The sequence below is a fragment of the Methylobacterium sp. CM6257 genome (assembly GCF_054611515.1).
Window position 1 is genome coordinate 2137035 of record NZ_CM137735.1, and the last position, 15126, is coordinate 2152160.

18 protein-coding genes are annotated in these 15126 nt (G+C 68.3%); 10 read left to right on the top strand and 8 right to left on the bottom strand.

Annotated elements, in window-relative coordinates:
• Positions 1-3 precede the first annotated feature (3 nt).
• From ACYCO6_RS10520 to ACYCO6_RS10550, 7 genes are all read left to right on the top strand, one after another.
• Positions 4-1326: a SufB/SufD family protein gene (locus tag ACYCO6_RS10520; protein ID WP_459771717.1), complete on the top strand. Its 1323-nt coding sequence runs from the start codon at positions 4-6 to the stop codon at positions 1324-1326.
• Positions 1327-1529: 203 nt separating this feature from the next.
• The gene (locus ACYCO6_RS10525) at positions 1530-2774 is read left to right on the top strand and encodes a cysteine desulfurase (protein WP_459771718.1); all 1245 of its coding nucleotides are present in this window, start codon (positions 1530-1532) and stop codon (positions 2772-2774) included.
• A gap of 52 nt (positions 2775-2826) precedes the next feature.
• The gene (locus tag ACYCO6_RS10530) at positions 2827-3210 is read left to right on the top strand and encodes an SUF system Fe-S cluster assembly protein (RefSeq protein ID WP_459771719.1); all 384 of its coding nucleotides are present in this window, start codon (positions 2827-2829) and stop codon (positions 3208-3210) included.
• 817 nt (positions 3211-4027) lie between these two features.
• Entirely contained in the window at positions 4028-4339 is a 312-nt protein-coding gene (locus ACYCO6_RS10535; RefSeq protein ID WP_459773514.1) for a hypothetical protein, read from the top strand.
• Between the two features lie 194 nt (positions 4340-4533).
• Positions 4534-4872 carry a hypothetical protein gene (locus ACYCO6_RS10540; RefSeq protein WP_459771720.1) on the top strand — a complete coding sequence of 113 codons (339 nt, stop codon included), beginning with the start codon at positions 4534-4536 and terminating at the stop codon, positions 4870-4872.
• A gap of 169 nt (positions 4873-5041) precedes the next feature.
• A complete protein-coding gene (locus tag ACYCO6_RS10545; RefSeq protein WP_459773516.1) occupies positions 5042-5977 on the top strand; it encodes an ABC transporter ATP-binding protein in 936 nt (311 codons plus the stop codon).
• 14 nt (positions 5978-5991) lie between these two features.
• The gene (locus tag ACYCO6_RS10550) at positions 5992-6753 is read left to right on the top strand and encodes an ABC transporter permease (protein ID WP_459773518.1); all 762 of its coding nucleotides are present in this window, start codon (positions 5992-5994) and stop codon (positions 6751-6753) included.
• A gap of 4 nt (positions 6754-6757) precedes the next feature.
• Here ACYCO6_RS10550 and ACYCO6_RS10555 read toward each other — a convergent pair whose 3' ends face one another.
• Positions 6758-7522, bottom strand: a complete 765-nt coding sequence (locus tag ACYCO6_RS10555; protein ID WP_459771721.1) for an alpha/beta fold hydrolase — start codon at positions 7520-7522, stop codon at positions 6758-6760.
• Between the two features lie 116 nt (positions 7523-7638).
• Here ACYCO6_RS10555 and ACYCO6_RS10560 point away from each other — a divergent pair, with 116 nt between their 5' ends.
• Complete coding sequence (locus ACYCO6_RS10560) at positions 7639-8481, top strand: FkbM family methyltransferase (RefSeq protein ID WP_459771722.1); 843 nt, start codon at positions 7639-7641, stop codon at positions 8479-8481.
• On the opposite strand, the gene sfsA is transcribed toward ACYCO6_RS10560, so the two are convergent.
• On the bottom strand, positions 8468-9181 hold the full coding sequence (sfsA, locus tag ACYCO6_RS10565; RefSeq protein WP_459771723.1) for a DNA/RNA nuclease SfsA: 714 nt from the start codon (positions 9179-9181) through the stop codon (positions 8468-8470). The genes ACYCO6_RS10560 and sfsA overlap by 14 nt on opposite strands.
• 77 nt (positions 9182-9258) lie before the next feature.
• Between sfsA and ACYCO6_RS10570 the strand changes: the two genes are divergently transcribed.
• Both ACYCO6_RS10570 and ACYCO6_RS10575 read left to right on the top strand, forming a co-directional pair.
• The gene (locus tag ACYCO6_RS10570) at positions 9259-9999 is read left to right on the top strand and encodes a competence/damage-inducible protein A (protein ID WP_459771724.1); all 741 of its coding nucleotides are present in this window, start codon (positions 9259-9261) and stop codon (positions 9997-9999) included.
• A gap of 46 nt (positions 10000-10045) precedes the next feature.
• Positions 10046-10915, top strand: a complete 870-nt coding sequence (locus tag ACYCO6_RS10575; RefSeq protein WP_459771725.1) for a formate/nitrite transporter family protein — start codon at positions 10046-10048, stop codon at positions 10913-10915.
• Positions 10916-10926: 11 nt separating this feature from the next.
• Here ACYCO6_RS10575 and ACYCO6_RS10580 read toward each other — a convergent pair whose 3' ends face one another.
• The 6 genes from ACYCO6_RS10580 to ACYCO6_RS10605 all read right to left on the bottom strand — a co-directional run bounded on the left by ACYCO6_RS10580 (position 10927) and on the right by ACYCO6_RS10605 (position 15053).
• Positions 10927-12207 (bottom strand): NAD(P)/FAD-dependent oxidoreductase, encoded by a 1281-nt coding sequence (locus ACYCO6_RS10580; RefSeq protein WP_459771726.1) that lies wholly within the window; start codon positions 12205-12207, stop codon positions 10927-10929.
• 123 nt (positions 12208-12330) lie between these two features.
• Positions 12331-12816 (bottom strand): F0F1 ATP synthase subunit B family protein, encoded by a 486-nt coding sequence (locus ACYCO6_RS10585; RefSeq protein WP_459773520.1) that lies wholly within the window; start codon positions 12814-12816, stop codon positions 12331-12333.
• 16 nt (positions 12817-12832) lie between these two features.
• Entirely contained in the window at positions 12833-13411 is a 579-nt protein-coding gene (locus tag ACYCO6_RS10590; RefSeq protein WP_459771727.1) for a F0F1 ATP synthase subunit B family protein, read from the bottom strand.
• A 143-nt stretch (positions 13412-13554) separates the two neighbouring features.
• The gene (locus tag ACYCO6_RS10595; RefSeq protein ID WP_007566773.1) at positions 13555-13782 is read right to left on the bottom strand and encodes a F0F1 ATP synthase subunit C; all 228 of its coding nucleotides are present in this window, start codon (positions 13780-13782) and stop codon (positions 13555-13557) included.
• A 68-nt stretch (positions 13783-13850) separates the two neighbouring features.
• On the bottom strand, positions 13851-14606 hold the full coding sequence (locus tag ACYCO6_RS10600; RefSeq protein ID WP_459771728.1) for a F0F1 ATP synthase subunit A: 756 nt from the start codon (positions 14604-14606) through the stop codon (positions 13851-13853).
• Positions 14607-14678: 72 nt separating this feature from the next.
• Positions 14679-15053, bottom strand: a complete 375-nt coding sequence (locus ACYCO6_RS10605; RefSeq protein ID WP_459771729.1) for an AtpZ/AtpI family protein — start codon at positions 15051-15053, stop codon at positions 14679-14681.
• Positions 15054-15126 lie beyond the last annotated feature (73 nt).

The window sequence follows — 15126 nt, forward strand, 5'->3', positions numbered from 1 at the left end:
GCCATGGCAGACGTCACCAACCTCCGCTCCCCCGCCGAGGCCAGCCTGTCGAAGCTGTTCGAGGCGGCCCGCCAGAGCTTCGCCAGTGAGAAGGCGATCGCCCGCGAGGAGGCCTTCCGCTTCTTCGAGGCGACCGGCCTGCCGAGCCGCCGGGTCGAGGCCTTCAAGTACACCGACCTGCGCGCCGCCATCACCGAGGCGGCGCCCCCGGCCGAGGCGCCGAGCCTCGACACCGCCAAGGCGGCCGTCGCTCAGGCGGAGGGCTTTGCCGGGGTCGAGGCCGCGCGCCTGACCTTCGTCAACGGCCATCTCGTCCGCGAGCTGTCCGACCTCGACCGGCTGCCCGCGGGTGTCACGGTCGTGCCGATGACCGAGGCGCTGTCCAAGGGCGATGCCGCCCTGACGCAGCTCGCGCCTGTGACCCAGGCCCGAGAGAATCCGGTCTACCAGCTCAACACTGCCTTCCTGGCGGACGGCGCGGTGATTGCGGTCGCCGCCGGCGTGAAGCCCGAGCGGCCGCTGCATTTGCGGTTCATCGGCACCGGCGACAAGCCGTTCTCGACGGCCACCCGCGTGCTGGTTCAGATCGCTGAGGGCGCGGAGTTCAGCCTGCTGGAGAGCCACGAGGGCCCGGACGGACTGACCTGCCAGCCGAACGACGCCCTCGACGTGGTGGTGGGCCCTAAGGCGGCCTTCCGGCACACCCGCCTGAACAAGGAGGGGCATGCCACCATCGCGCTCTCGACCCTGTCGCTGAGGGTCGAGGCCGAGGGTCAGGTCGAGACCGTAAACCTCGTGACCGGTGCCGTCCTGTCGCGCCACCAGATCTACGTCCACATCGCGGGCGAGGACACCAACGTCATCGTCAACGGCGCGGCCATGCTGCGGAAAGGCCAGCTCGCCGACTCGACGCTGCTCGCCGACCATGCCGCCGTGGGCGGCGTCGGCCGCGAGCAGTTCAAGACGGTGATCGACGGCGACGCCACCGGCGTGTTCCAGGGCAAGATCATCGTCCGGCAGGTCGCTCAGAAGACCGACGGCAAGATGAAGTCCGACTGCCTGCTTCTCACCGACGAGGGGCAGATGATGAACAAGCCGGAGCTGGAGATCTTCGCCGACGACGTGGCCTGCGGTCATGGTGCCACCTGCGGCGCGCCGGACGAGGACCTGCTGTTCTACCTCATGGCCCGCGGTCTGCCGCGCCCCGTCGCCGAGAGCCTGCTGGTCCAGGCCTTCGTGGGCGAGGCCGTGGAAGCGGTCACGCACGAGGGCGCCCGTGCGGCGCTGATCGGCGAGATCGAGGCCTGGCTGAAGGCGCGAGGCTGATATCCCGGCCGGTCTCGCCCCGGAACCGGCCGGTCGTCTTGACCTGAACCTCCTCCTGAGGTGCGGCGAAAGCCGCCTCGCAGAGGGGCTCCAGGGATCGCAATGCCAGCTGGAGGCCTCTCCTCCGAGGTCTCCGCTTCGCTCCGGCGCCTCAGGATGAGGTGGTTTTTCGGGATCGGCGAAGTCTTCGGAAGATCGCGACCATGAACGCACCCGTCCTCACCCCCGGCTACGACGTCGAGGCAATCCGCAAGGATTTCCCGATCCTGGCGCAGCAGGTCTACGGCAAGCCGCTGGTCTATCTCGACAACGCCGCCTCGGCGCAGAAGCCGCGTCAGGTGATCGACGCGATGGTCGCCTGCATGGAGACCGGCTATGCCAACGTCCACCGCGGCCTGCACTTCATGGCGAACGCCGCCACCGAAGGCTTCGAGGGCGCCCGGGAGACGACCCGCCAGTTCCTCAACGCGGCCTCCACGGACGAGATCATCTTCACCCGCAACGCCACCGAGGCCTACAACCTTGTGGCCTCGGCGATGGGCTGGGGCGGCCTGATCGGGGAGGGGGACGAGATCATCCTCTCGATCATGGAGCACCACTCCAACATCGTTCCCTGGCACTTCCTGCGCGAGCGCCGCGGCGCCGTGATCAAGTGGGCACCGGTGGACGACCAGGGCAACTTCCTGGTCGAGGAATACGAGAAGCTGTTCTCGCCCCGCACCAAGATGGTGGCGATCACCCACATGTCGAACGTGCTGGGCACGGTGACCCCCGCCGAGGAGATCGTGCGCATCGCCCATGCCCACGGCGTGCCGGTCCTGCTCGACGGGGCGCAGAGCGCGGTGCACCGGCCCGTCGACGTGCGCGCCCTCGACTGCGACTTTTTCGTCTTCACCGGCCACAAGGTCTACGGACCGACCGGCATCGGCGTGCTCTACGGCAAGAAGGAATGGCTGGAACGCCTGCCGCCCTATCAGGGCGGGGGTGAGATGATCCGGACGGTGACCGAGGACGCGATCACCTACAACGATCCGCCGCACAAGTTCGAGGCCGGCACCCCGGCGATCATCGAGGCCGTGGGCCTCGGGGCTGCGCTCGAATACATGATGAATCTCGGGCGCGACGCCATCGCGGCCCACGAGGCGAAGCTGACGGCCTACGCGCAGGAGCGGCTCGGGGCGATGAATTCCCTGCGCCTCATCGGCACCGCGCCCGGTAAAGGGGGCGTGATCGCCTTCGAGATGAAGGGCGCGCATGCCCACGACATCGCCACCGTGATCGACCGGCAGGGGGTGGCGGTGCGGGCCGGCACGCATTGCGCCATGCCACTGCTCAATCGGTTCGGCGTTACTTCCACCTGCCGCGCCTCCTTCGGCCTCTACAACACGACGGCCGAAATCGATGCCCTTGCCGAGGCGCTCGGCAGAGCAGAAATGCTGTTCACCTGATCTTCTGAGTTGAGGCTGGTCCCGTCAGCGCGGGCCCGGGGAGAGTGAAGCGATGACCACCGACGCCACCATCACCGGCGGCATGAACGCCCCCGCAGTCGCCGGCGCCTCCGCGATCCCGCAGGCGGAGCTGGACCGCCTGACCGACGACATCGTTGCGGCGCTGAAGACCGTCTACGATCCCGAGATTCCGGCCGACATCTACGAGCTCGGCCTGATCTACAAGGTCGATATCGGTGACGACCGGAATGTCGCCATCGACATGACGCTCACGGCTCCCGGCTGCCCGGTAGCGGGCGAAATGCCCGGATGGGTCGAGAACGCGGTGAGCGCCGTGCCGGGCGTCCAGTCCTGCTCGGTGACGATGGTGTTCGATCCGCCGTGGGACCAGAGCCGCATGTCGGACGAGGCCCGCGTCGCCCTCGACATGTGGTAGCCCGCCCTCAGGTGATGGATCATCCGGAAACCTCGTAGATGTCGCTCCTCGGCACGCACCGAAATTGCGGCGCAGTACGTAGCCGTTAAGACCCCGCTAACCACGACCGCCCAGAGCAGGGAAGGCCTTACTCGTAGGGCCTTCCCGCATATGGATGGTGGAATCGGATGGCTTCGGGCTATGTGGTCGCGGCTTTCTTGGAGGCGGCCGGGCTGATCGGCCTTGTGATTGCCGTCTTCAGGATGCGGGCCGAGAAGTTGGCGAAGGCCGCAGAGTTACGGGGCTTTCTCCGCTCGGGCCAGACCTCGCTATCGACCTTGGAACCGGCCGGACTTCGCCGGCCGACCGCATCTAGTGCGCGCTTGATGGCGGTTCCGTTCGAGAGGTGCAGCCGAAGTGCAGGTTCGACTCCGGACTCGGCTGCCCGCTCTGCCCTCCGACGCGCCATCGTGCGCAGCGGCCAAGATCTGCGGCCCGCCATGTGTGCGCCCGTCAGCGCAGGATGATGTCGAGGCCGCTGCCGCAGAGCACGACAGCGCTGAGCGTCAGCATGAACTTCAGGTCTTCGAGACGTGCGCTCATGGTCGATCCTCGGTGTTCGGCAGCTACGTTGCTGATGTGACGCCGCATTACCGACAGATTAACAAAATTTCTGCGAGTCCTTTCAGCTTCCGTTAGGGATTTGCACGCGGTTTCCATTCAGTAAGGTTAGCGATCGGTAAAGATCGGCGGCGCGCGCATTAGTTCGTCAAGGAATGCGCGTGCGCTCTGGCGGTGCGGCGCAGCACCGGCGCGATCGGCGGGGAAGGTGCAGGCAATGATCCAGCGACGCTCCGGCACCGTCGGGCGGGCGATCGATTGGTTGTTCCGCGACCGGAAGACCGGCGCCATCACCATCGGTCAATGGCCGAACCTGCCGCTCTGGTTGTTTGGCGGCCTCACGCTGGGCACGTGGTGGGCACAGGGGAGCGCCGCCCTCGCATCTCGGCTGTCGGTCGGAGCAGATCTTGCCCTGGTGTGGTGGGCAGCCGACGAACTCCTCCGCGGCGTGAATCCGTGGCGCCGACTTCTTGGGGCCGCGACACTGATCGGCCTTGTTGCGCTGATCACGCTTCGGCGATCAGCTTAGACTTTCGTCTTTTTATTTGCGCTCCTAGCAGTCGGATGTCTGTTTCAGCGAATAGATGCGACATTCGGCCCGCTCCGACTTCGGTCTGGCTCCGGCGAGACGTTGCTGACCGGCGCCCGCTATTGAAGGATTCCTCTCTCGGATCATCCGCGCATGGTAGAAACATAACGATAGGTTGCACCAAGCGAGAATTTGTGAATGGTCGCGCGGTGCACCGCCTTCGCGCGGCGCAGTCCTGCGAGGATGCGTGTTCGCGCGTCTGGCTGAGGGTTGAAGGCATCATGACGGACGCGGGAGGACTCGATGTCACCGACGCCGGTTCCCGCGTAGAGGAGCGGGAACGGCTGCTCGGCCAGATCGCGGAGGCGTTGGCTGTCCCTGTCTCCACCTTCCGTCGGGGACGCTCGGCCGCACAGGTCTGCGGCCCGACAGCATCGGAATGTGCAGCCCTGCTGGCGGCCTTCTCGCGCATCGACGATCCCAATGTCCGCAAAGAATGCCTGGCGATGGTGGAACGCTACGGCAACGCTTGAGCATGGACTCTGCATCGCGGTGCGCCCGCACACATGGGATCGGTGAGAGCCGCCGGAACGCCGTGCTATAGGAGCCCCCTTCCAGAGGCGGAGCGCTGCGTCGGCCGACTGCATGTCCGGCCGGGACGACAGCGGCCGGCGCCGTGAATGCCTCAGCACGTTTCAGGCCCTGATGCCGATCATCTCCATCTCGAAGCTGTCGAAGACCTACAAATCCGGCTTCACAGCCCTGCGCGACATCGACCTCGCCATCGAGCGCGGTGAGATCTTCGCGCTGCTCGGCCCGAACGGCGCCGGCAAGTCGACGCTCATCAACATCGTCTGCGGCATCGTCACGCCGAGTGCCGGTACGGTGCTGGTCGACGGCCACGACATCGCTGCCGATTACCGCGCCGCCCGCCGGGCCATCGGCCTCGTGCCGCAGGAACTGACCACGGACGCCTTCGAGACGGTGCTGAACACCGTGAGCTTCTCCCGCGGTCTTTTCGGGCTACGGCCCGATCCGGCTCATATCGAGCGGATCCTGCGGGCGCTGTCCCTGTGGGACAAGCGCGACAGCCGCCTGATGACACTCTCGGGCGGCATGAAGCGCCGGGTCCTGATCGCCAAGGCCCTGTCGCACGAACCCCGGGTGCTGTTCCTCGATGAGCCCACTGCGGGTGTCGATGTGGAACTGCGCCAGGACATGTGGCGCCTCGTGCGCGACCTGCGCCAGCAGGGCGTCACCGTGATCCTCACCACCCACTACATCGAGGAGGCCGAGGAGATGGCCGACCGCATCGGCGTGATCCGCCGGGGCGAGATCATCCTCGTGGAGGAGAAGGCCGCCCTGATGCGCAAGCTCGGGCGCAAGCAGCTCACCCTGCATCTCCAGCAGCCGATCGCGTCCGTGCCGTCGGAGCTTGCCGACTACGAACTGGCGCTCGCCGGGGGCGGAAGCGAACTGGTCTACACGTACGATACGCGGGCCGAGCGCACCGGCATCACCGGGCTGCTCACCGGGCTCGCGGCGGCGGGCGTCCGCTTCAACGACCTCCATACCGAGCAGAGCTCGCTGGAAGATATCTTCGTCGGCCTCGTGCGTGAGGAAGGAGCACGGGCATGAATGCGGCCTTCACCATGAACTGGCCGGCGGTCCGGGCGATCTACCGGTTCGAGATGGGCCGCTTCTGGCGCACCGCCGGTCAGAGCATCCTGGCCCCGGTGATCTCGACGACCCTGTACTTTGTGGTGTTCGGCGCGGCGATCGGCTCGCGGGTCTCGGCGGTTGACGGCGTGCCCTACGGGCTGTTCATCGTGCCAGGCCTGATCATGCTGTCGCTGCTCACCCAGAGCATCTCGAACGCCTCGTTCGGCATCTACTTCCCGCGCTTCGCCGGGACGATCTACGAGATCCTCTCGGCACCGATCTCGCCGCTCGAGGTGGTGCTGGGCTTCGTCGGCGCGGCGGCCTCCAAGTCGATCCTGATCGGCCTGATCATCCTGGCGACATCGGCGCTGTTCGTGCCGCTGCGGATCGATCACCCGCTCTGGATGATCGGCTTCCTGCTGCTCACCGCGGTGACGTTCAGCCTGTTCGGCTTCGTGATCGGCCTCTGGGCCGACGGGTTCGAGAAGCTGCAGCTCGTGCCGCTCCTCGTGGTGACGCCGCTGACCTTCCTCGGCGGCAGCTTCTACGCCATCGGCATGCTGCCGCCGTTCTGGCACGCGGTGAGCCTGCTCAACCCGGTCGTGTACCTGATCAGCGGCTTCCGCTGGGCGTTTTTCGGCAGCGCCGACGTGAGCATCGCGATCAGCCTGGGCATGACCGCGCTGTTCCTGTGCGTCTGCCTCGGCCTCGTCACCTACATCTTCCGGACGGGCTACCGGCTGAAGAGCTGAGGCCTCAGGGCTGGGCGGTCAGGAAGGCCAGCACCCCGTCCCGGTGCGGCTTGGCGCCGACGGCGGTCGAATGGTCCTTGCCCTCGATCTCCAGCGCCCGCGCGTCCGGGATCAGGGCCGCCAGCGCCGGGCCGGAGCCCGCCACCGTGTCGAGGGTTCCGACCGAGACCAGCACCGGCACCTCGATCTGCCCGAGTTCCGCCCGGCTCAGGGTCTGACGCGAGCCGCGCATGCAGGCGGCGAGCGCCCGCAGGTCGCTCCGGGTCTGCTCGGCGAAGGTGCGGAAGGCCGCAGCGGTCGGGTTCGGGGCGGGGGTCCCGGCGGGCGCCTCCAGGGCCTCGGCGATGCCGGAGGGCAGGCCCCGGCCCTCGACGAGGTGCATCCCGAGGCCGCCGATCAGCGCCGAACGGACCCGGTCCGCATGGTCCAGGGCGATATGGGCGGTGATCCGGCCGCCCATGGAATAGCCCATGATGTGGGCGCGCTCGATGCCGAGATGGTCGAGGAGCCGTACTGCGTCGCCCGCCATCGCCTCGGAACTGTAGGCGGCCGGGTCGTAGAGCTTCTCGCTCTCGCCATGGCCGCGATTGTCCAGGGCGATCGCCCGGTAGCCGGCCTGGGTGAGCGCCTTCACCCACTGGGTATTGACCCAGTTGACCGCGTGGTTGGACGCGAAACCGTGGATGAGCAGGATCGGTTTGCCGGCCCCCTCCGCCGGCGGGACGTCGATATAGGCGATCCGCACACCATCGGAATTGAAGGAGTCCATGCCGCGCAACCCGTGCTCTGTCAGCTCGGCTTCCGCTTAGACCACGCGGGCTTGCCGGGGCAACGCGCATCGATCCGCTTGCGGGGCAGGGCGCCGGCTGGCAAACCGCCCCGGTCATGACGGACACGCAGCCCTACGGCACCTACGAACCGGCCGGCCTCGTGGCGGCGATCACCCGCCGCACGAACCGGATCCCGGCCGAATCCTGGTACGGGCGGCGCCTCGCGCTGCTCCTGCGCCGGATCGCGATCTCGCGGCTCGGGGGCAAGCCCCTCGACGTGACCCGCTACGGCGCCCGGATGCGGCTGCATCCCTACAACAACAACTGCGAGAAGAAGGTGCTCTTCACCCCGCAGTTCTTCGACCCCGAGGAGCGCGCCCTGCTGCGGGAACGCCTGCCGAAGGACTGCGTGTTCCTCGATATCGGCGCCAATATCGGCGCCTACGCCCTGTGCGTGGCGGCCTTCTCGGGTCCGGCGGCGCGGATCGTCGCCGTCGAGCCGCAGCCCGACGTGTTCGACCGACTGACCTACAACATCGCCCAGAACCCGTTTCACACGGTGAAGGCGGTCGCCTGCGCGGTGGCCGACAAGGCGGGCGAGCTGACCCTGTTCATCGATCCCCGCAACCGCGGCGAATCGAGCCTGCGGATCGTGGGCACCAACGAGGGCGCGCGGATCACCGTGCCGGCGGTGACGCTCCTCGACCTCCTGCGCAGCGAGGGCCTGACCCGCGTCGACGCCATAAAGCTCGACGTAGAGGGCGCGGAGGACCTGATCCTCGAGCCGTTCCTGCGCGAGGCGCCGGAAGCGCTGCTGCCGCGCATCCTGCTGATCGAGAACGGCACCGGGCAGTGGCAGCTCGACCTGCCGAAGCACCTGGAGAGCTACGGCTATCGCGAGATCTCGCGCTCCCGGCTGAACCTGATGTTCGAGCGCCCCGCCATCAGGGCGGCGTGACCACCGGGATCTCGTCCGCGATGGCGACGCACTCGGGTCCCACCGCACAGCGGTAGGCGCGCACCTCCACGCCCGCGGCGCGGGCCGCGCGGAAGGCGCGGTCGAAGGCCGGGTCGATATCCCGCGCCACGTCGAAGGCCCCGGCCTGCATCTGCACGACGATGACCACCAGCGCGCGGCCGCCCTCGGCCACGACCTGGGCGAGGGCGCGCATGTGCCGGGCGCTGCGGGCGGCCTTGCAATCCGGGAACTCCGCGAGGCCGGCCCGGCGCATCATGTGGCAGTTCTTGACTTCGACGTGACAGGGGCCGGATGCAGCGCCGCTCGCCAGGAAGTCGACCCGGCTCGCCTGCGCGTAACGGACCTCCGGCTTCAGCACGTCGTGGCCGGCGAGCGCCGCGATCGCGCCGGACCGGAAAGCCTCGGCGACCAGGGCGTTCGGGCGCTGGGTGTTGATGCCGACCCATTGCGGGCCGCCGGGCAGATCGGCCTCGACCAGCTCCCAGGTCAACGGCAGCTTGCGCGCCGGGTTGGTCGAACAGGAGAGCAGCACGCGCGCGCCGGGCTTATTCAACCCGAGCATCGCACCGGGGTTGGGGCAGTGCGCCGTGACGCAGCCGTCACCGGTGTCGATATCAGCCAGGAAACGCTTGTAGCGTTGCACGAGCCGTCCCGGCACGAGCGGCGCGGCGAACTGCATCGGTTCCTCGGGGTTCACGTAGTCGTGGGCTGCGGCTGCGCTATCTGCCTGCGACGCCCGCCCGACGCCAGAGACCCATGGACCAGCCTTCCGACTCCGTCACCGCCGCCATCCTCGTGATCGGCGATGAGATCCTCTCGGGTCGCACCAAGGACAAGAACATCGGCACCATCGCGGATTTCCTCACCGCCGCCGGGATCGACCTGCGCGAGGTGCGAATCGTGCCGGACGAGGCCGCCATGATCGTCGAGGCGGTGAACGCCCTGCGCGCACGCTACACCTACCTGTTCACCACCGGGGGCATCGGCCCCACGCACGACGACATCACGGCCGATTGCGTGGCCCAGGCCTTCGGAGTCGGCATCGACGTCGACGAGCGTGCGCGGGCGATGCTGCTGGAGCGGCACAAGCCCGAGGACCTGAACGAGGCGCGCCTGCGCATGGCGCGGATCCCGTTCGGGGCGGACCTGATCGCCAACCCGGTCTCCAAGGCGCCCGGCTTCCGCATCGGCAACGTCCACGTCATGGCCGGCGTGCCGAGCATCATGCAGGCCATGCTCGACTCGATCGCCCCGACCCTCAAGGGTGCCGCTGCGATGCTCTCCGAGACGATCGAGGCGGCGGGCCTTCCCGAGGGCAGCTACGCCAGCGGACTCGGCGAGATCGCGAAGGCGCGGCCAGCGGTCTCCATCGGCTCGTATCCAGCCATGACGCCGGAGGGGTTCCGAAATCGGATCGTCGTACGCAGCCGGGATGCGCAGGCGCTCGCGGAGGCGCGGAGCGCGGTCGAGGCGCTGCTGGCGAGGCTCTCGGCCTGACAGTCTGACATCCGATCGGATCGGGTTGCGTAGCGGAGCTGAACGGATGGTTCGGGACAAGGACAAGCGGGCCGACCCGGAGGCTCGGCGCGACGAGCTGCTGAAGGAGGTCTCCGAGATCGGCCGGCCGGATGCCTACGTGCTGCACGAGGTGATCCGGCTGGAAGGCGACGAGGAGTTGCGGCGCCATGGCGGCGCGCTGTTCCTCTCGGCCTTCGCGGCCGGCTTGAGCATCGCCCTGTCGCTGATCGTTCCGGGCGTCCTGAGAAGCCATCTGCCCGAGGCGGACTGGGCCAAGATCGTGGGCTCGATGGGCTACGCGGTGGGCTTCCTGGTCGTGGTCCTGGGACGCCAGCAGCTGTTCACCGAGAACACCATCACGCCGGTCCTGCCGCTGCTGCACGACCGGTCGGCGAAGACCGCGTTCCGGGTGGTGCGGCTCTGGCTCATCGTCCTGTGCGGCAACATCCTGGGAACGCTGGCGATCGCCGCGGTGATGGCCCATTCCGGAGCCTTCGAGCCGCCGGTGCTCAAGGCCTTCGCGGAGATCAGCCACGACGCCATCGCGCACGGGTTCTGGTCGACGTTCGTGAAGGCGGTCTTCGCCGGCTGGATGATCGCCCTGATGGTCTGGTTCCTGCCGGCCACCGCCAGCGCGGCCCCCTTCGTCATCCTCCTGATGACCTGGCTGGTCTCGCTCTGCAGCCTCGCCCATATCGTGGCCGGCTCGGTGGAGGCCTTCTACCTCGTGGTCACGGGCGCCGCGACGATGAACGACTACGCGCTGAAATTCTTCCTGCCGACACTGCTCGGCAACACCTTCGGGGGCGCCGCCCTGGTGGCGGTGCTGAACTACGGGCAGGTTGCGCCGGAGGTCGAGGAGACAAAGGCGGTCGAGGGCGAACGGCCCGACTGACGCCGAGCCCGTCAGTCCAGCCGCACGGGCGGGCTGATCAGATGGTCGAGGTCATCCAAGACCCATGTCATGGTTCCGCGCAGGGGGCCGTACAGGCCCATCTGGTGCTGCCGGTACAGCAGGTCGTGGGTCAGCCGGGCTGAAAGGCCGTTAAGGCGGCCGCCCCCGAACGTGTAGCGGCCCAGAGTGCCCCAGCCGTTGAAGTCCGCCAGCGAGACGATGGCGCCCTTCTCGACGTAGCGGAACGGCGGAAGCGCGGTCTCGACCGTGTCGCCGCGCGCCAGGGCGCGGCCGAGATGACGGGCGAGGTGCTGGGCCTGCTGCCGGGCCGCCTGGGCCGTGGCGGGCACGGACCTGCCGGTGTCGCGATCGGCCTGGCTGGCGCAATCGCCGAGCGCGATGATCGCGGGATCCCGGGTCGTGCGCAGGTCGGGGCCGATCACGAGCTGGCCGGTTCGGGAGCGCTCCAGGCCGTCGAGGCCGGCGAGCACGTCCGGCGCCTTCACGCCGGCGGCCCAGACTTTCAGGCTGGCCTGGATGCGGCTGCCGTCCTTCAGGATGAAGCCGGCCGCATCGGCTCCGGTCACCATTGCGCCGGTGCGGACCTCGACGGCGAGGTCGGACAGGGTGCGGGCCGCGGCGCGGGAGACCCGCTCCGGAAAGGCCGGCAGCAGGCGCGGCCCGCTCTCGATGAGGATGAGGCGCAGCCGCTGCGGCAGGTCCGGCGAGCCATAGGCCGAGAGCAGGTTGATCGCGTGCTTCAACTCGGCAGCCAGCTCGACGCCGGTGGCGCCGCCGCCCACGATGGCGATCTCCAACATGCCGCCGCGGTCGAGGCGCGCCAGGAGATGACACCGCAATTGCCGATGGAAATGCTCGGCCTCGGTCAGGTCGTCGATGGTGAGGCAATGCTCGGCGACGCCCGACGTGCCGAAATCGTTGGCCCGACTGCCGATGGCGAGCACGAGCAGGTCGTAGGCGAGATCCACCTCGGGCTGCCCTTCCGCTGCTTCGACGGCGAGGTGCACGCGCTTCGCTTGGCGGTCGATCCCCACCAGGGCGCCGGGCTGGAAGCGAAAGCCGTTGCGGCGCGCCTGTGCGAAGAAGTCGATCTTCTGCCGGTCGGCCCTGGCGGTGCCGGCCGCGAAGGTGTGCAGCATCGGCTTCCAGACGTGAGACAGGCTGCGGTCAGCCAGGATCACGTCGGCCCGGCCGCCGCGACCGAGGCTGGTGGCCACCTCGATGCCGGCGACGCCGCCACCGACGATCACGATCCGCGCCCCGTCCGCCATGCCGTCTCCGGATTGAAGTCCTCGGAGAACACGGACGGAGGGGCCGATGTTCGCGACGGCACCTCCTGAAACGAAAGAAGCCGCCCGAGGGCGGCTTCTCGAAAGGCTGTGCCTTCCGACGCTTCAGGACCGCATGCGGGTCCGGACCTCGCCAAGGCTCGCGCGGATCAGGCTCTGGGCGGCCTCACCCTGCATCCGCTCGCGCAGGATCGCCTCCGACACCTTCACGGCGGCTTCCGCCGCGGCGGCGCGGACCTGGGCCTCGGCCTGGGCCTCGGCCTGGGTGATCTTGGTCTCGGCGGCCTTGGTGCGGCGGGCCAGGAAGTCGTCGAGCTTGCGATGCCCCTCCTCGGCGGCGCGCTTGGCCTCCTCGCGGGCGCTGGCGACGATCGACTCGGCCTCCTTCTCGGCCTCGGCGCGGCGGCGCTTGTAATCGGCGAGGACGGCGGCCGCCTCCTCACGGAGGCGCCTGGCCTCGTCGAGTTCGTGGCGGACGCGGTTGGCGCGGCCGTCCAGGCCCTTGGTCATCGCCGAGAAGCCGCCGACCTTCCAGGCGATGCCCATGAAGATGACGAACGCGACGGCGACCCAGAATTCGGCTTCGAGCAGCATCGTGGGTTCCCGTCTAGTGTGCGGTGGCGTCGAGAGCGCGGTCGAGGCTGGCCCGGTCGGGCGCCTGGCCCGTCAGGCGCTCGACGATCGCCGAGGCAGCCTCACCCGCAATGGAGCGGACGTTGCCCATGGCGGCCTCGGTCCGGGCGCGGATCGTCGCCTCGGAGGCGGAGAGCTTGGCGTTCAGCTCCTCCTCCAGCGCCTTGCGCTTGGTCTCGGCTTCGGCGGCCAGTTCGTTCCGGGTCGTCTGCGCGATGTCGCGGGCCTTGCCCTGGGCGTCCCGGAGGGCGGCCTCGAACGCGACGCCGGCGGCATCCGCCTCGGCCTTCATCGCCTGTGCCTGATCCAGGTCCGAACGCAGGCGCTCGGCGCGGGCGTGCAGGATCGACTGGATCCGCGGCAGCGCGATCTTGTCCATCAGGTAATAGAGGAGCCCGAAGGCCAGCGCGAGCCAGATCAACTGCGCCAGGAAGCCGGAGCTCTCGAAGGGCGGGAAGGCGCCGGTATGCGCCTCCGTGTGCTCGGTATGGCCCGGCACGATCTGCGTGTCGGCGCCCGGAGGCGGCGTGGTAAGGGAATTGGGCTGCGCCATGAGACCGCTACACTGACACCGTTCGCAGGGTCACCGCGGGGCGGTGACGGAAGAAGGCGGACGCCCCATCCAGGGAGCGCCCACCCGTTTGTCGGGCAGCTGCCCGGTGGAGACCGCGGCGACCGCGGGCTCCGGCACGCCGATCAGACGGCGAAGAGCAGCAGCAGCGCGATCAGCAGCGAGAAGATGCCGAGCGCCTCGGTGAGGGCGAAGCCCAGGAGCAGGGTGGCGCGCTGGCCGTCGGCCGCGGACGGGTTGCGAAGGGCGCCGGCGAGGAACTGACCGAACAGGTTGCCGAGGCCGATGCCCGCACCCGCCATGCCGAGGCAGGCGAGGCCGGCGCCGATGTACTTCGCAGCGACGGGATCCATGGTAACTCCTGAGGTCTCTTCAGAACGAAACGTGCGGTGACGTTTGCGGCGGGTGGAGCCGGCCGGGATTAGTGGCCGGGGTGAAGGGCATCGTTGAGGTAGATCGCCGTCAGCGTCGCGAAGACGTAGGCCTGAAGCGCCGCAACGAGGAACTCGAGAGCGGTCAGCGCGATCGTCAGGAACAGCGGGAGCGGCGATAGCACGCTCCAGGCGCCCGCGAGAAGAAGCTGGACCACAAAGAACGCGAAGATCTTCATCGCGATGTGGCCGGCCAGCATGTTGGCGAACAGACGGACCGACAGGCTGATCGGGCGCGAGATGAACGAGATGACCTCGATCGGCACCAGGATCGCGAGCAGCGGCTTCGGCACGCCCGACGGCACGAACAGGCCGAAGAAGTGGGTGCCGTGCTTCATCACGCCGAAGATCACCACGGTGGAAATCACCAGCGCCGCCAGCCCGAAGGTGACGATCAGGTGGCTGGTCACCGCGAAGGCGTAGGGGATCATCCCGAACAGGTTCAGGATCAGCACGAACATGAACAGCGAGAACACGAGCGGCATGAACCGCTTGCCGCCCTCACCGGTCGCCTGGTGCAGCGTGTCGGCGATGAATTCGTAGAAGACCTCGGCCAGCGACTGCATGCGGCCCGGCACCACCGAGCGCGACGCGGTCGCCACGATGGTGATCAGCGCGATCACCCCGACCGCGGCGAACATGTAGAGGGCGGACTGCGTGAACGCGAGTTCCTGATGGCCGATATGGCCGAGCGAGACGAGCGGCTTCAGCTCGAACTGCTCGATCGGGTCGATCGTGACCGCCATTCCCGCTTCCGCCCTTCTTGTCCGGCGCACCGACCGCGTCGGCCGCCTCGAATTTCCACTGACCGGCGCGCCTTATGGCTCCTGCCGGTCGCGTCGTCCGGGACGCGCGCCGGCGAAACCCGACACCCGCATCACGTTGTAGACCCCCGCCACGAACCCCAGCATCAGGAGGACGATCAATCCCCAGGGCTTCGTCCCGAAGACATGATCGACGATCCAGCCGAGTATGCCCCCCGCGATCACACCCGCGACGAACTCCGTGGAGAGCGTCATGGCCTGGCCCAGCGGGGAGGGCCCACCGTTCCGAGGGCGCGTGGAAGGATCGGCAGCAGCCTTCGGCCGCTTCCGTTCGATCTGCGTCTCGAGACGTCTGAGCCTCGCGGAGAGTTCGCTGTCCGTCGGCGTCCCCTCGGTCCCCTTCCCGTCCCTCGCGTCGTCGCCGTTCACGGCTCAAAACTCACAGGGCGGGAGGATCTGGAACCGGCTGGACGCCCCCAGCAAGCGGGGCGCACCATAGTTT

What these genes read in the sequence shown, in the direction of transcription:
- ACYCO6_RS10580 (WP_459771726.1), bottom strand. Translation starts at nt 12,207, where the DNA reads ATGGCGGACGGGGCGCGGATCGTGATCGTCGGTGGCGGCGTCGCCGGC.
- ACYCO6_RS10595 (WP_007566773.1), bottom strand. Translation starts at nt 13,782, where the DNA reads ATGGATCCCGTCGCTGCGAAGTACATCGGCGCCGGCCTCGCCTGCCTC.
- ACYCO6_RS10555 (WP_459771721.1), bottom strand. Translation starts at nt 7,522, where the DNA reads ATGGACTCCTTCAATTCCGATGGTGTGCGGATCGCCTATATCGACGTC.
- ACYCO6_RS10600 (WP_459771728.1), bottom strand. Translation starts at nt 14,606, where the DNA reads ATGGCGGTCACGATCGACCCGATCGAGCAGTTCGAGCTGAAGCCGCTC.
- ACYCO6_RS10520 (WP_459771717.1), top strand. Translation starts at nt 4, where the DNA reads ATGGCAGACGTCACCAACCTCCGCTCCCCCGCCGAGGCCAGCCTGTCG.
- ACYCO6_RS10590 (WP_459771727.1), bottom strand. Translation starts at nt 13,411, where the DNA reads ATGGCGCAGCCCAATTCCCTTACCACGCCGCCTCCGGGCGCCGACACG.
- ACYCO6_RS10575 (WP_459771725.1), top strand. Translation starts at nt 10,046, where the DNA reads ATGGTTCGGGACAAGGACAAGCGGGCCGACCCGGAGGCTCGGCGCGAC.
- ACYCO6_RS10530 (WP_459771719.1), top strand. Translation starts at nt 2,827, where the DNA reads ATGACCACCGACGCCACCATCACCGGCGGCATGAACGCCCCCGCAGTC.
- ACYCO6_RS10570 (WP_459771724.1), top strand. Translation starts at nt 9,259, where the DNA reads ATGGACCAGCCTTCCGACTCCGTCACCGCCGCCATCCTCGTGATCGGC.
- ACYCO6_RS10535 (WP_459773514.1), top strand. Translation starts at nt 4,028, where the DNA reads ATGATCCAGCGACGCTCCGGCACCGTCGGGCGGGCGATCGATTGGTTG.
- ACYCO6_RS10550 (WP_459773518.1), top strand. Translation starts at nt 5,992, where the DNA reads ATGAACTGGCCGGCGGTCCGGGCGATCTACCGGTTCGAGATGGGCCGC.
- ACYCO6_RS10525 (WP_459771718.1), top strand. Translation starts at nt 1,530, where the DNA reads ATGAACGCACCCGTCCTCACCCCCGGCTACGACGTCGAGGCAATCCGC.
- ACYCO6_RS10560 (WP_459771722.1), top strand. Translation starts at nt 7,639, where the DNA reads ATGACGGACACGCAGCCCTACGGCACCTACGAACCGGCCGGCCTCGTG.
- sfsA (WP_459771723.1), bottom strand. Translation starts at nt 9,181, where the DNA reads ATGCAGTTCGCCGCGCCGCTCGTGCCGGGACGGCTCGTGCAACGCTAC.